This window comes from Methylobacterium sp. P5_C11, assembly GCF_054049775.1.
Map to the genome: position 1 here is coordinate 56,816 of NZ_JBFULS010000008.1, position 18,633 is coordinate 75,448.

Annotated in this window: 19 protein-coding genes; 11 read left to right on the plus strand and 8 right to left on the minus strand. The window is 70.4% G+C overall.

Features of this window, described 5'->3' with window-relative positions:
• Positions 1-4 precede the first annotated feature (4 nt).
• Together ACXJKQ_RS06920 and ACXJKQ_RS06925 are read left to right on the plus strand one after the other, a co-directional pair.
• Positions 5-730: an RlmE family RNA methyltransferase gene (locus tag ACXJKQ_RS06920; protein ID WP_457105028.1), complete on the plus strand. Its 726-nt coding sequence runs from the start codon at positions 5-7 to the stop codon at positions 728-730.
• Positions 731-741: 11 nt separating this feature from the next.
• Positions 742-1,494, plus strand: coding sequence for a hypothetical protein (locus ACXJKQ_RS06925; RefSeq protein ID WP_457105029.1), 753 nt, complete (start codon positions 742-744; stop codon positions 1,492-1,494).
• Between the two features lie 73 nt (positions 1,495-1,567).
• On the opposite strand, the gene ACXJKQ_RS06930 is transcribed toward ACXJKQ_RS06925, so the two are convergent.
• From ACXJKQ_RS06930 to ACXJKQ_RS06950, 5 genes are all read right to left on the minus strand, one after another.
• Entirely contained in the window at positions 1,568-2,650 is a 1,083-nt protein-coding gene (locus tag ACXJKQ_RS06930; protein ID WP_457105030.1) for a DUF4167 domain-containing protein, read from the minus strand.
• Between the two features lie 420 nt (positions 2,651-3,070).
• Positions 3,071-3,976, minus strand: a complete 906-nt coding sequence (prmC, locus tag ACXJKQ_RS06935) for a peptide chain release factor N(5)-glutamine methyltransferase (protein WP_457105031.1) — start codon at positions 3,974-3,976, stop codon at positions 3,071-3,073.
• A gap of 8 nt (positions 3,977-3,984) precedes the next feature.
• A complete protein-coding gene (gene prfA, locus ACXJKQ_RS06940; protein WP_457105032.1) occupies positions 3,985-5,070 on the minus strand; it encodes a peptide chain release factor 1 in 1,086 nt (361 codons plus the stop codon).
• Between the two features lie 216 nt (positions 5,071-5,286).
• Positions 5,287-7,548 carry a phosphoenolpyruvate--protein phosphotransferase gene (ptsP, locus tag ACXJKQ_RS06945; RefSeq protein WP_457105033.1) on the minus strand — a complete coding sequence of 754 codons (2,262 nt, stop codon included), beginning with the start codon at positions 7,546-7,548 and terminating at the stop codon, positions 5,287-5,289.
• Between the two features lie 189 nt (positions 7,549-7,737).
• Complete coding sequence (locus ACXJKQ_RS06950) at positions 7,738-8,973, minus strand: aspartate kinase (RefSeq protein WP_457105034.1); 1,236 nt, start codon at positions 8,971-8,973, stop codon at positions 7,738-7,740.
• A 190-nt stretch (positions 8,974-9,163) separates the two neighbouring features.
• On the opposite strand from ACXJKQ_RS06950, the gene ubiG reads away from it, so the two are divergent.
• The 6 genes from ubiG to ACXJKQ_RS06980 all read left to right on the plus strand — a co-directional run bounded on the left by ubiG (position 9,164) and on the right by ACXJKQ_RS06980 (position 13,358).
• The gene (gene ubiG / locus ACXJKQ_RS06955) at positions 9,164-9,925 is read left to right on the plus strand and encodes a bifunctional 2-polyprenyl-6-hydroxyphenol methylase/3-demethylubiquinol 3-O-methyltransferase UbiG (protein ID WP_457105035.1); all 762 of its coding nucleotides are present in this window, start codon (positions 9,164-9,166) and stop codon (positions 9,923-9,925) included.
• A 46-nt stretch (positions 9,926-9,971) separates the two neighbouring features.
• Positions 9,972-10,544 (plus strand): YbhB/YbcL family Raf kinase inhibitor-like protein, encoded by a 573-nt coding sequence (locus tag ACXJKQ_RS06960; protein ID WP_457105036.1) that lies wholly within the window; start codon positions 9,972-9,974, stop codon positions 10,542-10,544.
• 133 nt (positions 10,545-10,677) lie between these two features.
• Positions 10,678-11,298 (plus strand): PAS domain-containing protein, encoded by a 621-nt coding sequence (locus ACXJKQ_RS06965; protein ID WP_457105037.1) that lies wholly within the window; start codon positions 10,678-10,680, stop codon positions 11,296-11,298.
• Positions 11,299-11,463: 165 nt separating this feature from the next.
• Positions 11,464-11,589 (plus strand): type B 50S ribosomal protein L36, encoded by a 126-nt coding sequence (ykgO, locus tag ACXJKQ_RS06970; protein WP_003601867.1) that lies wholly within the window; start codon positions 11,464-11,466, stop codon positions 11,587-11,589.
• Positions 11,590-11,730: 141 nt separating this feature from the next.
• Positions 11,731-12,342 (plus strand): tetratricopeptide repeat protein, encoded by a 612-nt coding sequence (locus tag ACXJKQ_RS06975; protein WP_457105038.1) that lies wholly within the window; start codon positions 11,731-11,733, stop codon positions 12,340-12,342.
• Positions 12,339-13,358 (plus strand): alpha/beta fold hydrolase, encoded by a 1,020-nt coding sequence (locus tag ACXJKQ_RS06980; protein ID WP_457105039.1) that lies wholly within the window; start codon positions 12,339-12,341, stop codon positions 13,356-13,358. The genes ACXJKQ_RS06975 and ACXJKQ_RS06980 overlap by 4 nt, the downstream gene beginning before the upstream one ends.
• Positions 13,359-13,417: 59 nt before the next feature.
• Here the strand turns inward: ACXJKQ_RS06980 and pyk are convergent, their stop codons facing one another.
• The 3 genes from pyk to ACXJKQ_RS06995 form a co-directional block, all read right to left on the minus strand.
• Positions 13,418-14,854 carry a pyruvate kinase gene (pyk, locus tag ACXJKQ_RS06985; protein ID WP_457105040.1) on the minus strand — a complete coding sequence of 479 codons (1,437 nt, stop codon included), beginning with the start codon at positions 14,852-14,854 and terminating at the stop codon, positions 13,418-13,420.
• A gap of 113 nt (positions 14,855-14,967) precedes the next feature.
• On the minus strand, positions 14,968-15,450 hold the full coding sequence (locus ACXJKQ_RS06990; RefSeq protein WP_457105041.1) for a DUF1036 domain-containing protein: 483 nt from the start codon (positions 15,448-15,450) through the stop codon (positions 14,968-14,970).
• On the minus strand, positions 15,416-16,747 hold the full coding sequence (locus ACXJKQ_RS06995) for a glycerate kinase type-2 family protein (protein WP_457105042.1): 1,332 nt from the start codon (positions 16,745-16,747) through the stop codon (positions 15,416-15,418). Before ACXJKQ_RS06995 ends, ACXJKQ_RS06990 begins: the two co-directional genes overlap by 35 nt.
• Positions 16,748-16,925: 178 nt before the next feature.
• Here ACXJKQ_RS06995 and ACXJKQ_RS07000 point away from each other — a divergent pair, with 178 nt between their 5' ends.
• The 3 genes from ACXJKQ_RS07000 to ACXJKQ_RS07010 all read left to right on the plus strand — a co-directional run bounded on the left by ACXJKQ_RS07000 (position 16,926) and on the right by ACXJKQ_RS07010 (position 18,457).
• Entirely contained in the window at positions 16,926-17,690 is a 765-nt protein-coding gene (locus ACXJKQ_RS07000; RefSeq protein WP_457105043.1) for an N-formylglutamate amidohydrolase, read from the plus strand.
• Positions 17,691-17,752: 62 nt separating this feature from the next.
• Positions 17,753-18,061 carry a DUF1244 domain-containing protein gene (locus tag ACXJKQ_RS07005; RefSeq protein WP_457105044.1) on the plus strand — a complete coding sequence of 103 codons (309 nt, stop codon included), beginning with the start codon at positions 17,753-17,755 and terminating at the stop codon, positions 18,059-18,061.
• Positions 18,062-18,175: 114 nt separating this feature from the next.
• Positions 18,176-18,457: a DUF2312 domain-containing protein gene (locus ACXJKQ_RS07010; RefSeq protein WP_091714535.1), complete on the plus strand. Its 282-nt coding sequence runs from the start codon at positions 18,176-18,178 to the stop codon at positions 18,455-18,457.
• Positions 18,458-18,633 lie beyond the last annotated feature (176 nt).

Consider the following 18,633-nt stretch of genomic DNA (forward strand, 5'->3'; position numbering starts at 1 on the left):
CACGATGAGCGACCGGCGGGGCGGCGCGAGTTCCGGCGGCGGCGTCCGCGGGGAGCTGAAGCAGCGGGTCAAGACCGGCCGGGGACGGACCCTGTCGCAGAAGCGCTGGCTGGAGCGCCAGCTCAACGATCCCTACGTGGCGCGGGCCAAGCGCGAAGGGTACCGGTCGCGGGCGGCCTACAAGCTCCTGGAGATCGACGAGCGCTACAAGCTGCTCAAGCCCGGCCAGAAGATCGTCGACCTGGGTGCTGCGCCGGGGGGCTGGTCGCAGGTCGCCGCCCGCGTGGTCGGCCCGTCGGGCCGGATCGTGGGCATCGATCTCCTGGAGATCGAGCCGATGGCGGGGGTCGAGTTCATCACCCTGGACTTCCTCGATCCGGATGCGCCCGCCCGGCTCACCGGCATGCTCGGCGGCCCGGCCGACCTCGTCATGTCGGACATGGCCGCCAACGCCACCGGCCACAAGAAGACCGATCATCTGCGCATCATCGGCCTGGCCGAGACCGCGGCGGAGTTCGCCCGTGAGATTCTCGGACCGGGCGGCGCCTACCTCGCCAAGGTCCTTCAGGGCGGCACCGAGGGCGCGCTGCTGACCGACCTGAAGCGTGACTTCGCCACGGTCCGCCACGTGAAGCCGGCGGCGAGCCGTGCCGATTCCAGCGAACTCTACGTTCTGGCGACCGGCTATCGCGGTACGCCGGTCGGAGTCGTGCCGGCTAGCGAGGACTGAGACGGTCGGCGATGCTGCTCGCCTGGGCGCTGTCGCTCGTCAATCCCGCGCCCCTGCGCCTGCGCCGGCTCGGCTATGTGCGACAGAGTGGGTTGCTCCATGCCCGGTCGCGCCGCTGCCGGGCGGCCTGGGCGCCGCACCTGGCGCAGGCGCGGCGCGTCATTGGCGCGGCCGCCGAGGCGACGCGGCAGCGGCGCCACGCCATCGTCCTCGGCTCCGGCCTCCTCGACGACGTGCCGCTCCACCACCTCGCCGGCCTGTTCGACCGGGTGACCCTCGTGGACGCGGTGCACCCGTGGCCGGCGCGGCTCGCGGCCCGACGCTACCCGAACGTCACGTTGGAGACCGCGGAGATCAGCGCCGGCCTCGATGGTGCGTGGGCGGACCTGTGCGGAGACGCCGACCTGATCGTCTCGGCGAACCTGCTTTCGCAGCTCCCCATCGTCCCGATGGATGCCCACGAGGCCCGGGGCCGGGAGGCGCCGCCCCGGCTGGGTGCGCAGCTCGTGGAAACCCATCTCGCCGCCCTCGACACGCTCGCACGCCACGTGGAGCGCGTCTGCCTGATCACCGACACCGTGCAGCGTGAGGAGGACCGGGACGGGCGGATCACCGACAGCCTCGATCTGCTCTTCGGCGTCGTGCTGCCGCCGGCCGAGGGCCGCTGGGATTGGGAGATCGCTCCGTTCGGCGAGATCGGTCGGGGGCGCCGGCTGATCCACCGGGTCCACGCCTACCCGGACTGGCAAGCCGCTCGGGGCTGAGGGGTCCATGACAAAGGCCGCCCCGGTTTCCCGGGACGGCCTGACCTTGGTGCGGCATTCAAGCGGCGGTTGCTTATTCGGTCGGCACGTCGGCCGCTGGCGTCGGCGCGCCACCCTCGTCCGTGGTGCCCTCGAAACGCGGGCGCCGACGGCGACGCGGCTTGGCCGCCGGCGCGTCCTCGCTCGTGGCCTCGGGCTCGGGCGCTGCCGCCGGTTCGGCTGTCTGCGCCGGACGGACGGGCGCCATCAGGAACGCCGGCAGGCCGGTCGGATCCTCGGCCTCCACTGCGGGCGCGGCCTCGCGACGTCGCTCGCGACGGGGCGCGGCCTCGCTGCGGGGCGCCCGCTCCGGCCGGCCCTCGGGACGGGCCTCCTGCCGTGTCTCGGAGCGCGGGTTCTCACCACGTCCGCTCTCGTAACGGCCCTGATCGCTGCGGCTATCTTGACGGTTGTCTTGGCGGGGATCCTGGCGAGATTCCGGACGTGCATCCTGGCGATTGTCCGGACGATCCTGGCGGCCGTCCTGACGGTCCTGCCGGTAGTCCGGCCGACCGTAGTCCTGACGATCCTGCCGGTTCTCCTGCCGGTTCTCTTGCCGATTGTCCTGCCGGTTTTCTTGGCGATAATCCGGCCGCTGGTAATCCTGGCGCTGATAGTCCTGACGTGGCTGGTCCTGCCGCCGGTAATCCGGGCGGCCATTGTTGTCGAACCGGCGTTGATCGCGGTTCTGGAACCGGTCCCGACCCTGGCGGCCGTCCTGGTTCACGTCCTGACGGTTCTCGTAGGGCTGCGGCTGCTGGCCGGGATCGCCGTCGTCGTAGCCGTTATAGGCGTGGCCGTTCTGGCCCCCGCCGTTGCCCTGGCCGTCGTCGTCGCCCTCTTCCATGTCGTCATCGTAGGGACGACTGGCATAGCCACCGGTGTTGGCCGGCCGGGTCTGATCCTGGGCGCCGGACACGATCCGGAAGTAGTGCTCGCCGTGCTGAAAGTAATTCTCAGCAGCAACCGGATCACCGGCCGCCAGAGCATCGCGCGCAAGCTGCGCGTACTTGTCGGCGATGTGCTGCGGGGTGCCGCGGATTTTGACGTCGGGACCGTTGGATTCGTACGAGCGCGTCAGCGGATTCGGACCCTTCGGCCGGTTCCGGCCGCGCATCCGTCGATTCTGGTTTGGTCTCATCGGTCTGTAATGACCCTCGTTCACGCAAACGACTGTCTACGGGGGCGCCCAGCAGGATCTCGTGGCGCAGTCCGGCCAAGCGCATCCGGCGGCGCCGCGTGCGTGACCGCTAGCCGGCCCGCGCGTCTCTCTGACCATCCCTCGAACCATGCGTCCGGATCCAGCCGCCGGTCCTCAGTCGATTGTCAGGTTCAAGTGTGTCGACCCTCCGCGCCAACACCTGCGCGCTCTGGTTCGACGTTCTAGGGGGATCTGCGAACCGATCGGCGACCTAGGGTCACCACCGACCTTACAGCCGTCCGTCTTAACGGACGGTTCGCGATCTTCAAGGCGACTTTAGCGTTCCCCGGCTGATGCAACAAGCAATTTTTCGGTGCCGGGATCGTCGACCCTGACTTAGGCATCCCTGTGGCCGGAGAAAAGCCCCTCCGGCCGACCGAACTGCAAGACCCTGTCGTGACCCGCCAGATCCCGGGTCAGTCCTCGATCACGGTAGCCCGCCGCCTGCGCGAGCTCCCGGACCGGGATCGCCTGATCGTAGCCGATCTCCAGGACCAACGTCCCGCCCGCGGACAGCAGCGCATGGTCACGCACGGCGTCGAGGATCCGCCGGTAGGCGTCGAGTCCGTCCGGACCGCCGTCGAGGGCGGCCGGCGGATCGTATGCGCGAACCTCGAGGTCCAGGGTCTCGATCACGGCACGGGCGATGTAGGGGGGGTTCGAGACCACGAGATCGAACGCGCCCCGCAGGGCCGCACACCAGTTTCCGGCGACGAAGGCTGCCCGGTCGCCGATCCCGTTCGCCAGGGCGTTGTCACGGGCCACGCGCAGGGCGGCCTCCGAACGGTCCAGCCCCACACCGGTGGCGTTGGACAGCTCGGAGAGGAGCGCCGTCAGGATGCAGCCCGATCCGGTGCCGAGGTCCAGGCACCGGATCGGCGTCGTCCGGTCGGGTATCGCCGCCAGGGCGACCTCAACCAGGATCTCCGTATCCGGACGTGGCACCAGGGTGTCGGGTCCGAGCCGGAACGGCAGACCCCAGAACTCCCAGGCGCCGAGGATGCGGGCGACCGGCTCGCCGGCCAGTCGCCGCGCCAGCGCTGCATCGAGGGCCGCAGCCTCGTCCGTTGCGAGGGGCCGGTCGCCCCGGAGGACGAGGTCGCGGGTCGCCAGCCCGAGGATCCCGAGGAGGAGGAAGCGCGCATCGACCGCCGCCGCGCCGAGACCCGCCGCCTGCAGGCGCGCCGTGCCGTGCCGTAGGGCCTCCCGAAGGGTACGGCCCTGGCTCGAACCCTCTGCCACGGCGCCGCTCAGGCCATCCCCTCGGCGGCCAGGAGTTCCGCCTGGTGCTCGGTGATCAGGGCATCGACCACCTCGTCGAGGGCGGTGCCGGCCATCACCTCTTCCAGCTTGTAGAGGGTGAGGTTGATCCGGTGATCGGTCACCCGTCCCTGCGGGAAATTGTAGGTCCGGATCCGCTCGCTGCGGTCGCCGGAGCCCACCTGGGCCTTGCGGTCGGCGGCCCGGGCGGAATCCTTGGCGCTGCGCTCGGCCTCGTAGAGGCGCGAGCGCAGGAGGGTCATGGCGCGGGCGCGATTCTTGTGCTGGGACCGCTCCTCCTGCACGAACACCACGATCCCGGTGGGCAGGTGGGTGATGCGGATCGCCGATTCCGTCTTGTTCACATGCTGGCCGCCCGCGCCCTGGGCGCGCATCGTGTCGATCTTCAGGTCCGCGTCGTTGACGTGGATGTCGACTTCCTCGGCCTCGGGCAGCACCGCCACGGTGGCCGCCGAGGTGTGGATCCGGCCCTGGGTCTCGGTGTCGGGCACGCGCTGCACCCGGTGGGCGCCGCTCTCGTACTTGAGGCGCGCGAACACGCCGCGCCCCTTCACCTCGGCCACGACCTCGCGGAACCCGCCGACCGTGCCCTCGCTCTCGGAGATCACCTCGACCCGCCAGCCCTTCGACTCCGCGTATTTCGCGTACATGCGGAACAGGTCGCCGGCGAAGAGGGCCGCCTCGTCGCCGCCGGTCCCGGCGCGGACTTCCAGGATCGCGCTCTTCTCGTCCGCGGCGTCCTTCGGCAGGAGCAGGAGCTGGAGCGCACGGTGGGTGGATTCCAGCGTCTCCAGGGCCGCCGGCTTCTCCTCGGCGGCGAGCGCCCGCATCTCGGGGTCCGTGCCGGGCTCGTCGATCAGGGCCTCGACGCCCGCGAGGTTGTCCAGGGCCGCCCGATAGGTCCGGATGGCCGACACGACGGGATCCAGATCGGACAGCTCGCGCGACAGCTGCACCACGGTGTCCGGCTCGCCCTCCCCGGTGGCGAGCTGGGCGGTGACGAAATCGTGCCGCGCCAGAATGGCGTCGAGGCGCTCGGTGGGAAAGGGGATCATCGCCCGTGTTTCTGCAGGTCTGCGCGTGCCGTTCCAGGCCGGGCTGGGGTTTCGTCTCGGGGGAGACGCGTGGCTCGGAGGGTGTCGGACCCGTCAGGCTCCCCCCAGATCCAGACCCGTCCCGTTCGAGAACGGAAGCCGCGGCGCGTCGACCGAAATCGTCGCGGCGTTGCCGTACAACCCCGGCCGAATGTTCGGCAAGGGCTGCGCATGCGCTTAGATAGGGACGCCGTTGGCGTGCGCGAAGGCCGTGAGCGCCGGGCGCAGGGAATCGCCGTCGTGCATCCGCGCCATCTCGGCGTGCATCAGTTCGGTCACCGCGCGGGCATCAAGGCTCAGCACCATGGCCTTCACCGGGCCGATGGCGGCCGGCGACATCGACAGGTCGCGGTAGCCGAGCCCGATCAGCGCCATGGCGTCGAGGGGGCGGCCGCCGATCTCGCCGCAGACCGTCACCGGGCAGGAGGCCGCGTTGGCCCGCTCGGCGATCAGGCGGAAGGCTCTGAGCGCCGCGACGCTGAGCGGATCGAACCGGTCGGCGACGCGGCGGTTCTCGCGATCCACCGCGAACAGGAACTGCATCAGGTCGTTCGAGCCCACGGACAGGAAGTCGGCTTCCTGGGCGATCTCGTCGATCTGGAACAGCAGCGACGGCACCTCGATCATCGCGCCGAGGCGGCATTCGCCGGGCAGCCGGTAGCCGTGCCGCTTCAGATAGGCCTTCTCCCGCTCGACGATGCCCCGGGCGCGGACGAACTCGTCCACTGTGGCGACCATCGGGAACATGATCTTCAGCGGATCGCCGTCGGCGGCCTTGAGCAGCGCGCGCAGCTGCATGCGCAGCAGCGCCGGCCGGTCGAGGCCGATGCGGATCGCCCGCCAGCCGAGGGCCGGGTTCTCCTCCTCGAGCTTGGCCATGTAGGGCAGGATCTTGTCGCCGCCGATGTCGAGGGTGCGGACCGTGACGGACTTCCCCGCAGAGGCGGCGAACACCTTCCGGTACAGCTCCTCCTGCTCCGCCGCGGAAGGCATGCGCTGCGCCACCATGAACTGCAGCTCGGTGCGGAACAGCCCGACACCCTCGGCTCCGGTTTCCTGCAGATGGCTGAAATCCACCAGCAGGCCGGCATTGAGGTGCAGGCCGACGCGCACGCCGTCGCTGGTCTGGGCCGGGACGTCGCGCAGCGCCCGGTACTGCTCCTGCCGCCGGGCGCGCAGCCGCACCATCTCGGCATAGGCGGCCTCGACCTCGGGGCCGGGCCGGACGTGGATCTCGCCGGCCACGCCATCGACGATGATGGCATCGCCCGCATCGCACAGGGCAGTGGCATTCTCGACCTCGCCCACGGCCGGGATGCCGAGGGCTCGGGCCACGATCGCCACGTGGCTCGTCGGCCCCCCCTCCTCCAAGACGATGCCGCGCAGGGTCGAGGCCTCGTAATCGAGGAGCGCCGCCGGCCCCATCGTGCGCGCCACGAGGATCGCGTTCTCGGGCAGCACCAGGGCGCCTGCCGCCTCGGGGCCGATCAACGTGCGCAGAACGCGGTTGGTGAGGTCGTCGAGATCGTGCAGCCGCTCGCGGAGGTAGGGATCGGCCTGCCGCATCATCCGGGCGCGATTGTCCGACTGGACCCTCTCCACGGCCGCCTCGGCAGTGAGGCCCGAGCCCACGGCCTCGCGCATCCGCCGGAGCCAGCCCTTGTCGTGGGCGAACATCCGGACGGTCTCGAGGACCTCGCGCGATTCCGCGGTACCGATCCGGTCGCCGCGCTCCACGAGGGCGTCGATCGCCGAGCGGACCTCCTCGATCGCCGCGTCGAGGCGCGCGACCTCGCGCTCGACGTTCTCGGCGATCAGCGTCTTCACCACGACGCGGGGCTCGTGAAGCACGACGTAGCCGAGGCCGATCCCGTCCGCGAGGGCGATGCCCCGGACCAGGACGGGGCGGCGGGCCGCTGTGCCGGCATCCGGCGCCAAGCCTTCCAGCTCGCCCGACGCGATCATCTCCGAGAGCACCATGGCGGTGGTCTGGAGCGCCTCGATCTCCTCTTCGGAGTAGACGCGGTAGGTCTTGTTCTGGACGGTCAGGACGCCGAGGGTGTTGCCGGCCCGGAGCAACGGCACGCCCAGGAAGGCGTGGTAGGCCTCTTCGCCGGTCTCCGGCCGGTACGAGAAGGCCGGGTGGTTCTGGGCGTCCGAAAGGGAGAGCGGCTCGGCGGTACGGGCGATGAGGCCGACGAGGCCCTCATCGGTCCGCATGCGGGTCTGGTGCACCGCCTCGCGGTTCAGGCCTTCGGTCGCAAACAGTTCGAGGGTGTTGTCATCCCGAAGCACGTAGACCGAGCAGACCTCGGCCACCACGTTGGCGGCGATCAGAACGACGATGCGGTCGAGTCGCGCCTGAGGGCTGACCGGCTCCGCCATCGCTTCGCGGAGGCGGCGCAGCAGCAGGCGCGGGCCTCCGGGCGCAGCGGGCATCGGTTCGTCGTTCCAGCGTCGGTGAGTGGCCGTGGCGTCGACCACCCTGCAACCTTGACGCCAAACCGGGGGTGGCAGGCGTCGGATGGGCCGCGCCACTCGTCCCAGAATCGCTCTGGGATCGGCGGATCGGCCCGTGACCGTTCAGTTCACACCACGCGACCCGCTCGAACCCGCGTCGTCCCAGGCTCAGGCCTGATCCAGGCCGTATAGCGAGTGAAGCGTGCGCACGGCAAGCTCCGTATAGGCAGCGTCGATCAGGACGGAGAACTTGATCTCCGAGGTGGTGATCGCCCGGATGTTGATTCCCTTCTCGGCCAGCGCCCGAAACGCCTTGGCCGCCACGCCGGCATGGCTGCGCATCCCGACGCCGATCGCCGACACCTTCACGACGTCGGTGGCGCCCTCGATCTGGGCATAGCCGATCTGGGTGCGGGCCTCGTCGAGGATCGCGCGGGAGCGCTGATACTCCGCGGCCGGAACCGTGAAGGTCATGTCGGTGGTCGACTGGTCGCCCGACACGGTCTGGATGATCATGTCGACGTTGATGTTGGCATCGGCCAGCGGCCCGAAGATGGCGGCGGCCACGCCGGGGCTGTCCTTGACCTTGCGCAGGGTGATCTGCGCCTCGTCCCGCGAGAAGGCGATCCCGGTAATGATCTGCTGTTCCACGATGTCGTCCTCGTCGCAGATGAGGGTGCCCGGACGCGCGGCGTCCGGCGGATCGAAGGAGGACCGGACCGTGGTCGGGACCCGGTGGACCATGGCGAGTTCCACCGACCGGACCTGCAGCACCTTGGCGCCCAGCGAGGCCATCTCCAGCATCTCCTCGAAGGTCACCCGCTCCATGCGGCGGGCCTTCGGGACGATGCGCGGGTCGGTGGTGTAGACGCCGTCCACGTCCGTGTAGATGTCGCACCGCTCGGCGCCGATGGCCGCAGCCACGGCCACCGCCGAGGTGTCGGACCCTCCGCGACCCAGCGTGGTCACCCGGCCGGTCTCGGCGTGGATGCCTTGGAAGCCGGCGATGACCGCGACCTCGCCCTTGGCGAAGCTCGCCTCGAGATTCTTCGGATCGATCTCGGCGATGCGGGCCGAGCCGTGCGCGTCCGAGGTCACGACCGGAATCTGCCAGCCCTGCCAGGACCTGGCCTTGACCCCGTCCTTCTGCAGAGCGATCGCCAGAAGGCCGGCGGTGATCAACTCGCCCGAGGCGACCACGGCATCGTATTCCCGCGGATCGTAGAGCGGATTGGCGTCCTTGACCCAGTCGACCAGCTCGTTGGTCTTCCCCGACATGGCCGAGACGACGACCGCCACGTCGTAACCGGCTGCGGCCTCGCGGGCGACGTGGCGCGCGACGTTGCGGATGCGGTCGACGTTGGCGACGGAGGTGCCGCCGAATTTCATCACCAGACGGGGCATGGTCTCTCGGTCGCGGGTTCCCGGTGGCGATTGGACGGACCGCTGCAGCCCGGTCCGGACGGTGCCCGGCGGGTACAAGCGGCTCGGTAGAGTGTCAACAACCGGCCAAGCATGGCGCCCGCGCGCCGCGGCGACTTACGCGGGATCGCCATGCTAAGGCGCGCGCTGAAACCGCGAGGACGGAACGCGCATGGACAGGGCAGCCACGGACCGGGTCACGGAGGGTTTTGTCGACCAGGGCGAGGTTGCGCGCTTCGACGCGCTCGCCGCCACTTGGTGGGACGAGAGCGGCCCGATGCGGGTCCTGCACCGATTCAACCCCGTGCGGGTCGCCTATATCCGTGACGCGCTCTGCCGGCGGTTCGGGCGCGACCCGCGCGCGCCCTTCCCGCTCGACGGGCTGACGATCTGCGACGTCGGCTGCGGCGGCGGCGTGCTCTCCGAGCCGATCGCCCGGCTCGGCGCCCGGGTGACGGGGCTCGATCCGGCCGCCCAGAACATCGCCGTGGCGCGCGCCCATGCCGAGTCGGCCGGCGTACCGGTCGATTATCGCGGTGCGACCATCGAGGCGGTGGTCGCTGCCGGCGAGCGCTTCGATGCCGTGCTGATCATGGAGGTGGTGGAGCACGTGTCGGACATGCCGGCCTTCGTGCGCACCGCCGGCGCGGCCGTGAAGCCGGGCGGTTCGCTGTTCGCCGCCACCCTCAACCGGACGCTGCGCTCCTTCGCGCTGGCCATCGTCGGAGCCGAATACGTGCTGGGCTGGCTGCCGAGGGGCACGCATGACTGGGAGAAGTTCGTCACGCCCGACGAGCTGGCCCGCGCGATCCGCGCCGGGGGGCTCGATGTCACCGACACCGTGGGCGTCGTCTACAATCCGTTGACCGACGGCTGGCGCACCGGCCGCGACACGGCGGTGAACTATATGGTCGCGGCCGAGCGCCCGGCCTGAACCGGATGCGACCGGGGTCGTTGAGGTCGCGGCGGAGGGTGCGGCGATGCTCGAGAAGATCCCCGGTGCGGTCGGCGAGGCCCTCTCCGGGTTGAAGGCCGGACGCGAGAAGACGGCCTGCCACGCGACATTTGCCGACGTTCCGGCGAGCCTGGTCCTGACCAGTCCAGCTTTCGCCGAAGGGGCGGAGCTGCCTGCGCGCTTCACGGCCGATGGCGAAGGGCTCTCCCCGCCCCTGGCGTGGAGCAACCTCCCCGCCGGCACCACTGCCCTCGTCGTCCTCGTGGAGGATGCCGGAAGCCCGACCCCGCAACCCCTCGTCCACCTGATCCTCTGGTCCGTGCCGGCGGATATTTCGGAGATCGGGGAAGGCGCGCTGCCGAGCCCCGGACATCCCGGGAACGACACGGCACTCGGCCGGAACAGCTTCCTCCGCGCGGCTTGGCTGCCGCCGGACCCGCCGACCGGACACGGTTCGCACGAATACGTCTTCCAGATCTATGCGCTCCGGAAGGCCCTGGCCTTGTCGGAGTCGCCGGGCCGCGGCGCTCTTCTCGACGCCATGCGCGGGCAAGTTCTCGCGAAGGGCGTGCTGACCGGAACCTATCATCGGTCCTGATGCGAGGCCGCGGAGCCGGACATCGGCCCCGAAACGTCGACACCGCGCGTTGTGCCCCCTCCCTCGGCTCCGTATTGTGTCGACCAGAGGGGCTGTGCGCTGGAACGGCCGGATCGGACTGGAGACCGGGCCTGTGGGCGTCGATGCGCGGACGAAGCGGCGGGGGGACGCGGATGCGGCACGGGCGCTTGCAGCCTCGGAGGTCGGGACCTGGGCTTGGCAGGTCGCGGACGATGTTCTCCGATGCGACGGCGTCGCGGCGTCCATGCTGGGGCTCCCGTGGGCGCCACGGGATCGTGCGACGACCTTCGCGGTGTTCCTGGAATGCATCCATCCTGAGGATCGACGCCGGATCGGCGCGATCATCGACGACCTCCGCCGGCGGGGCGGGCTCTACGTCGCGCAGTATCGGACGGTTTTGGAAACCGGCGAAATCCGCTGGGTTCTGGCGCGTGGGCGGTTCAACCGGGACACGTCGGGTCTCGTGAGCGAGGCCCACGGGATCGTCGTCGACGTGACCGAGAGCAGCCGGGACGGATCCCTGGACGAATCCACCTTCTGCGCCACGGATGTGGCTGCCGCCAGTATCGACAGGGTCGCTGAGATGGCCCTGGCCCTGTACGCGGCGGCCGAAGCAGGCCTCCCGCGGCCGGGTTTCGAGCGCTTGAAGCCCCAGCTCGACCTGCTGTTGCGGGAGATCGGGCGGCAGCTCGCGGTTGCACCGCCGGTGCCGGATCTCGACAGCGTCCACTGATCGGCACCCTCTCGGGAGCGCCTTGCCTAGTGAGGGCGAATCCTGATATGGCCGCGCCATCTTGCGATGCGTGAACCGTGATCGCCGGACGCGACGGCGCGTCCTGCATCGTGGTCACATTCCCGATACCTTACCGATGGACGGCCCTCCGGGCTCGAGAGACCGATGAAAATCCGCAATTCGCTCAAGTCCCTGCGCGGCCGCCACCGCGACAACCAGCTGGTTCGCCGCAAGGGCCGGGTCTACGTCATCAACAAGACCCAGAAGCGCTTCAAAGCCCGTCAGGGCTGAGGCTGTTCTGCCCGGTCCAAACCGGTCACGAACGCGCTTAGTTGATCGGGAAACGGCCGTATCCACCCGGATGCGGCCGTTTCCGCATGCGCGGCACCGCGGCACGTTGACGGATGCGGGGGTGACGCACAGTCTGCCGGCATGATGCCGACCCGTCTCCTCGCCGCCCTGGTCTGCCTGTCGGCCGTCGCCGTCGGATCGCCGGCGGCGCTGGCGCGTCCGGATGCCAACCGTGCCGGCCGTGCTGCGCCTGACGCGAAGGCGGCGCCGAAGCCGCCGAGCCTCGACGACCTGTTCGCGCGCCTGCGTGCCAGCGAAGACCCGGCCGAGGCCAAGGGCATTGCCCGTCTGATCGAGCGACGCTTCGCCGGGTCGGGCAGCCCGACCGCCGATCTGCTCACCGACCGCGCCCGGCAGGCCGTTACCAGCCACGACTTTCCCCTCGCGGCCGAATTGATGGACCGCGTCACCGTGCTGGAACCGAACTGGCCTGAGGGCTGGAACCGGCGGGCGACCGTGTTCTGGCTCCTTTCCGACAAGGACGACGCGCTGGCGGACCTGCAGCGGGCGCTGGTCCTGGAGCCGCGCCACTTCGAGGCCTGGGCCGCCATGGGCCGGATCTACGAATCGCTCGACGACAAGCCACATGCCCTGGCGGCCTTCCGGCGGGCGCGGACGCTCTATCCGCAGATGGAGAAGATCGGAGAGGCGATCGACCGCCTGGCTCCGGAGGTCGACGGCCGCGACCTGTGATCCGGGTGATCGCCGTTCTGCTGACGATCCTGGCGCTGCCCCTCGCCATCGCCGGGCTCGTCCTGGCAGTCGGCGCGGCGTCGAGCCTCGTGATCTCCCTCCGTGTCGCCGCCGCCGACCCGCCCGCCGGCCCCTTCGTCGATATTCCCGGCGGACGCCTTGCGACCCTGCAGGACGGACCGGCCGACGGCCCCCCCATCGTGCTCCTGCACGGGGCCTCGGCCAACGCGTCGGACCCGATGGAGGGCATCGGTCGACGGCTGGCTGCGCAGGGCTTCCGGGTCATCGCCTTCGACCGGCCCGGCTTCGGCTGGAGCGACCGGATTGCCGGCGCCGAGGCCGCGGCGCCCGCGGTCCAGGCCCGGCTGATCGCCCAGGCGCTTCAACGCATGGGCGTCGGTCCGGCACTCGTGTTCGGCCATTCCTGGGCTGGCGCCCTCGCCCTCGCCCTGGCCCTGGATCATCCGGACCGAGTTTCCGCCCTCGCCCTGGCCGCGCCCGTGGCGATGCCGATGCCGGACCGGATCCCGGACCTGCCGTGGTATTGGCGCATCGCGGCGACCCCGCCCGTCACATGGCTGCTCAGCTGGACCATCGGACCGCCGTTGGCGCAGCATTTCCTGCCCGAGGCGGCGCGCCGGGTGTTCCAGCCGCAGCCAGCGCGACCAGACTACCCGGCCCTGGCGCGGTCCGATCTGGTCCTGCGGCCCGGGACCCTGCTCGCCAACGTGCAGGACCTCCTCGGTCTCTCGCGCGCCCTCGCCGAGCAGGGGCCGCGCTACGGTGATATCCGCGTCCCGACTCTCGTGATCTCGGGCGAGGCGGATCCGATCGTGCGCAGCGATCTGCAGGCCGTGCCGCTCGCGCGTGCGATCCCCGGAGYCCGCCTCGTGCTCCTGCCCGGCATGGGGCACATGCTCCAGTACGTGGCCGTTGAACGGGTGACGGCGGAGATCGCCCGGCTCTCGACTGAAGCGCGGGCGCGGGCGATGCCGTTGCCGGCCGTCACGCGCTGAACACCGGGACGACGGCGCCGATCCGACCGGCGCCTATCGGGGTTCCTTGCCGCGGTCCGTCACGCCTTCTCGGCGTGCTCGCGGGTGATGAAGGCCAGGCGGACGAGGTTGGTGGCGCCGGGCGTCCCGAAGGGCAGGCCGGCCACGACGATCACCCGGTCGCCCACGGCGGCGAACTTCTCGCGCACCGCGAACTTGGCGGCGCGGAACGACATGTCGTCCACGTCGCTGGCGTCCTTGGTGACGATCGGGTGCGTGCCCCAGGCCATGGCGAGGCGCCGCGCGGTCTCGCGCCGAGGTGTCAGAGCGATCACCGTGGCGTTCGGGCGCTCGCGCGAGAGGCGCAGGGCGGTCGAGCCGGAATTGGTCCAGGCCATGATCGCATCGAGGTTCAGGGCATCGACCATCTGGTGGGCCGCCGCCGCGATGGCATCGGCGGCGGTCTCGTCCGGGGTCGCGTGCTGCGCCCGGATGATCGACCAGTAGAGCGCATCGCGCTCCACCTGCTCGGCGATACGGTTCATGGTCTCCACGGCGCCGACCGGAAAGGCGCCCGACGCGCTCTCGGCCGAGAGCATCACGGCATCCGCGCCCTCGTAGACCGCGGTGGCGACGTCGGAGACCTCGGCGCGGGTCGGGACCGGCGCGGTGATCATCGATTCGAGCATCTGGGTCGCCACCACCACGGGCTTGCCGAACCGGCGCGCGCTGCGGGTGATCCGCTTCTGCACGCCGGGAACCTGCTCCAGCGGCATCTCCACACCGAGATCGCCGCGGGCGACCATCAGGCCGTCCGAGATCTCGATGATCTCGTCGAGGCGGGTCAGGGCCTGCGGCTTCTCGATCTTGGCCATCACCAGGGCACGGCCGGCGCAGACCTTCTTGACCTCGGCCACGTCCTCCGGCCGCTGGACGAACGACACGGCGATCCAGTCGGCGCCGGCGTTGAGGCCCGCATCGAGGTCGGCGCGGTCCTTCTCGGTCATCGCCGGCACCGGGATCACCGTATGGGGCAGCGACACGCCCTTGCGATTCGAGATCTTTCCGCCGACCTCGACCCGAGTCACAGCCCGGTCCGCCGAGGTTTCGAGCACGGAGAGCCGCAGCTTGCCGTCGTCCAGCAGGATCGCGTGGCCGGCCTCAAGGGCTTCCAGGATCTCCGGATGCGGCAGGTGGCAGCGGCTGGCATCGCCGGGCGTCGGATCGCCGTCGAGCACGAAGGTCGCGCCGGTCGCGATCATCACGGCACCCTCGGCAAAGGTCCCGAGCCGGAGCTTCGGCCCCTGGAGGTCGACGAGGATGCCGATCGGCCGCTTGGCCTCGCGCTCGATCGTCCGGATCGCCTCGACCTTCTCCGGCAGCTTCTCGCGCGGGAGATGGCTCATGTTGAGCCGGAACACGTCCACGCCCGCCCGGAACAGCCGCTCGATCATCTCCGGCGAGTCGGAGGCCGGGCCCAGGGTGGCGACGATCTTCGTGCGGCGCGAGCGTTTCAAGCGGGATCCTCCGGGTCTTTTGGGCCGCATCGCTTCAGGCGACGTCGGTTCAGGGGCTTGGCAACGGGTGTGAGCATCCGGCGCCCAACAGCGTCAAGGGCATGCCCTTCACGTTACGGTTTCGCCGGTGCATCCGCCCGGTTGGAATCGGTGAGCTGGATGGTCCAGCTCTTCTGCTCGCCGGTATCGACCTCGAAGAAGCCGTTGCGGTCGTAGCCGCGGGCGAGGCAGTCCTCGATCCCCCGGATGGTGAACTCCGAATCGCGCGTGCACATCAGCGAGCGCCCGCTCCATTCGCCGCCGCGGGTGTAGTCGACCGCGAAGACATAATAGAACCGTGCCGCCAGCGCTCCCTTCAGCAGGGTCTCGCAGGCTTTCGGCGCCAGATCCCACCAGCCTTCCGTGACCCAGCCCTGCGGGTCGCGGTAGCCCAGGGAGATTCCGACCTTGCTGCCAGTCTGATTGCAGAGCCGCAGATCCGCCTTCGCGGGGCTCGCACCGAACAGCGCGAGGCCGAGTACCGTGAGAGCCGCGATGCGCTGAGCCGCCGAGACGCGAAACCTAATTGACGAGGATGATGCGGCAATCGTTGACATTGGTACAGGTCGGACCGGGGTTCACGAGGTCGCCGAGGGCCGCGAAGAACGCGGTGGAGTCGTTCTGCTCCAGCATCGCGGCCGGGTCGAGGCCGGCAGCCCGCGCCCGCTCCAGGGTCGTGGGGTCGATCAGGCCGCCGGCCGGATCGGTGGCGAGGCCCCGGCCGCCGTCGGTGCCGTCGGTGTCGGCGCTGATGCCCGAGATGCCGGGCTCTCCCGCGAGCGCCACGGCAAGCGCCATCGCGTATTCCTGATTCGGGCCGCCATTGCCCTCGCCCCGGATGGTGACGGTGAGTTCGCCCCCCGAGATGAGGGCGACGCGCCGCCCCGCCGCCTTGTGGCGCTTCGCCTCCACTGCGTGCTCGGCCGCCACCTCTCGGGCCTCGCCCTCCAGATCGGCGCCCAGCATGACCGGCTCGTAGCCGGCGGCGCGGGCCGCCTCGGCCGCAGCATTCAGGGCATCGATCGGCCGGGCGATGATCCGGTACTCGGCCCGGGCGAAGGCGGGATCGCCGGCCTTCGGCGTCTCGTTGTTGGGATCGTTGAGCAGACGCACCGCCTCCTCGGGCAGCGGGATGCCGCGGCGCTCGCAGATCGCGCGGGCCTCGGCCAGCGTCGACGGATCGGGGACCGTCGGGCCCGAGGCGATCACGGCCGGATCGTCGAAGGGCACGTCCGAGATCGCCAGCGTCAGGATGCGCCGGGCGTTGCGGGCGGCGAGCGCGAGTCGGCCCCCTTTGATCCGCGAGATGTGCTTGCGGACCGTGTTGATTTCACCGATCGGCGCGCCGGAACGCAGCATCGCCCGGGTGATCGCCTGTTTCTCGACGAGCGTCAGGTCGCCGGCCGGGGCGATCCAGTTGGCCGATCCGCCACCCGAGAGCAGAACCAGAACCTCGTCCTCCGGTCCGGCCTCGGTGGCGAGGCGCAGGGCCTCCTTGGTGGCCGCGATGCCGGCTTCGTCGGGAACGGGATGTCCCGCTTCCACCATGTGGATTCCCGGCGCCTCCTGACCGTACCCGTGCCGGGCGACCGCGAGGCCGACGATCCGGTCGTCGCCCAGCCCGTGCTGCTGGCGGTAGAACCGGCTCGCCACCGCGCTCATGCTGCCTGCGGCCTTGCCGGCGGCCAGGATGATCAGCCGGCCCGAACTCGGCGGCGGCAGGTGCGGCGGCAGGTGCGGCGGCAGGGCGAGGTCAGGGTGGGCGGCCCGGATCGCGGCCGTGAGGATCGTATCGAGCAGCGCCCGCTGCTCGCGGATGGCCGACTCGGCGACGGGCGGGACGGTTTCAGTCATGGCGTCGAACGGGCTCCTCTCTCGATCGCGTCGTGCGGTCCCCGCCCGTTTCTTCCGTGGGCGGCGGGCCCGTTTCTTGCCGTGAGCGCACGATCCTTGATAGGTGATCTGCCCGAGCGGCCGCGCGACGGCAAGCGCCATCGGTGCCCCCGCACAGATCTGAAGACCTCGGAGTCCCGTGACCCGTCCGGAGACAGAAACGGCCGCCCAGCCCGCTCATCCCTGCGAGATCCTGCCCGGTGATCCCGCCTGCGGCCTCGTCATCGCTTGCGACCACGCCTCGAACTACGTCCCGCCGGACATGGACCTCGGCGTCCCGGCCTCCGAATTCGCGCGGCACATCGCCTACGATATCGGCGCGGCCGCCGTGACGCGCCGCCTCGCGGCGCAGCTCGACGCGCCCGCGATCCTCACGAATTTCTCCCGGCTCATCATCGACCCCAACCGCGGCCGCGCCGACCCGACCCTGGTGATGCGCCTGTCGGACGGCGCCGTGGTGCCGGGCAACGCCCGGATCGACGAGGCCGGCAAGCAGGCCCGGATCGCCCGCTTCTACGCACCGTTCGACGCGGCCATCGACTCCGCGATCGACGCCGCCCGGACGGCAGGCCGGCCCCCCGTTCTCCTGACCCTGCACAGCTTCACGCCCTACTGGCGCGGCATCGCGCGGCCCTGGCAGGTCGGGATCCTGTACGACCGAGACGAGCGCTTCGCCCGTCCCCTCATCCGCGCCCTGGCGGACGATCCCGCCGGGCTGATTGTCGGCGACAACGAGCCCTACGGCGGCGGTCTGCCGGGCGACACGATCGACCGACACGCCACGGCGCGGGGCCTCGCCAACGCCCTGGTGGAGATCCGCCAGGACCTGATCGCCGGCGAGGATGGCCAGGCCGAGTGGGCCGCGCGCTTCGCCCGCATCCTGCGCCCGCTGCTCGCGGCTTGATCTCCGTCCGCCCAGACCCGAAATCGGTATCGCGCCGCCCGACCCGAAGTGAGTTGCCACCGATGAGCGAGATCGATCCGCGAACCCAGACCGAACTCGAAGCCGCGGTCTTCCGACGGCTGGTGGCGCATCTGCGCAACCGGACCGATGTTCAGAACATCGACCTGATGAACCTCGCGGGGTTTTGCCGGAACTGCCTGTCGAACTGGCTGAAGGACGCGGCCGACGAAAAGGGCGTGCCGCTGACCAAGGACGAGAGCCGCGAGAGCGTCTACGGGATGCCGTACGCGACCTGGAAGGACCGCTACCAGACCGAAGCCAGCCCGGCTCAGGTGGCGGACTTCGCGGCCGCGCAGGCCAAGGATCACTGAGCGTCCGCCGACGCCGGGAGAATCGGCTAAGCTTCCAGTAAGGCCGGCCCCTTAACCACGGGCCAGGGCGCGACCGCGCCGTGCAATCCGGAGAGCCCCATGAACGCCCACTCGATGCCCACCGCCGCAGCCCAGCGGCCCGGCGGCGACGTTTCGTCGGCCGAAGGCGTGGCCGCCGACGAACTGAAACAGTTCATCGAGCGCCTGGAGCGCCTGGAGGAGGAGAAGGCCGGCATCATGGGCGACATCAAGGAGGTGTTCGCCGAACTGAAGGGCCGGGGCTTCGACGCCAAGGCGGTTCGGACGATCCTGCGGATCCGCAAGCAGGATCACAGCGAGCGGCAGGAGCAGGAGGCGATCCTCGAGCTCTACATGCAGGCCCTCGGCATGGCGTAGGCCCCAAGCCGCGCGACGTCGCGCGGTTGAGGACCTCCGCTCCGGTCGCGGCCCCCGGGACAGCCTCCGACCGTGCCGCGCCTTGGCGCGCCCCTCCCCGTGCGGACAAGGGCGCACATAGCGGGGGCGCGTGGGATCGTTTCTTTTCACGACGCCCCGCCCGCCTGCAGCGTCGA

What these genes read in the sequence shown, in the direction of transcription:
- ACXJKQ_RS06960 (WP_457105036.1), top strand. Translation starts at nt 9,972, where the DNA reads ATGCTCGAGAAGATCCCCGGTGCGGTCGGCGAGGCCCTCTCCGGGTTG.
- ubiG (WP_457105035.1), top strand. Translation starts at nt 9,164, where the DNA reads ATGGACAGGGCAGCCACGGACCGGGTCACGGAGGGTTTTGTCGACCAG.
- ACXJKQ_RS07005 (WP_457105044.1), top strand. Translation starts at nt 17,753, where the DNA reads ATGAGCGAGATCGATCCGCGAACCCAGACCGAACTCGAAGCCGCGGTC.
- ACXJKQ_RS07010 (WP_091714535.1), top strand. Translation starts at nt 18,176, where the DNA reads ATGCCCACCGCCGCAGCCCAGCGGCCCGGCGGCGACGTTTCGTCGGCC.
- ACXJKQ_RS06950 (WP_457105034.1), bottom strand. Translation starts at nt 8,973, where the DNA reads ATGCCCCGTCTGGTGATGAAATTCGGCGGCACCTCCGTCGCCAACGTC.
- ACXJKQ_RS06920 (WP_457105028.1), top strand. Translation starts at nt 5, where the DNA reads ATGAGCGACCGGCGGGGCGGCGCGAGTTCCGGCGGCGGCGTCCGCGGG.
- prfA (WP_457105032.1), bottom strand. Translation starts at nt 5,070, where the DNA reads ATGATCCCCTTTCCCACCGAGCGCCTCGACGCCATTCTGGCGCGGCAC.
- ACXJKQ_RS06975 (WP_457105038.1), top strand. Translation starts at nt 11,731, where the DNA reads ATGATGCCGACCCGTCTCCTCGCCGCCCTGGTCTGCCTGTCGGCCGTC.
- ACXJKQ_RS06995 (WP_457105042.1), bottom strand. Translation starts at nt 16,747, where the DNA reads ATGACTGAAACCGTCCCGCCCGTCGCCGAGTCGGCCATCCGCGAGCAG.
- ACXJKQ_RS06925 (WP_457105029.1), top strand. Translation starts at nt 742, where the DNA reads ATGCTGCTCGCCTGGGCGCTGTCGCTCGTCAATCCCGCGCCCCTGCGC.
- ptsP (WP_457105033.1), bottom strand. Translation starts at nt 7,548, where the DNA reads ATGCCCGCTGCGCCCGGAGGCCCGCGCCTGCTGCTGCGCCGCCTCCGC.
- ykgO (WP_003601867.1), top strand. Translation starts at nt 11,464, where the DNA reads ATGAAAATCCGCAATTCGCTCAAGTCCCTGCGCGGCCGCCACCGCGAC.
- ACXJKQ_RS06930 (WP_457105030.1), bottom strand. Translation starts at nt 2,650, where the DNA reads ATGCGCGGCCGGAACCGGCCGAAGGGTCCGAATCCGCTGACGCGCTCG.
- ACXJKQ_RS06990 (WP_457105041.1), bottom strand. Translation starts at nt 15,450, where the DNA reads ATGTCAACGATTGCCGCATCATCCTCGTCAATTAGGTTTCGCGTCTCG.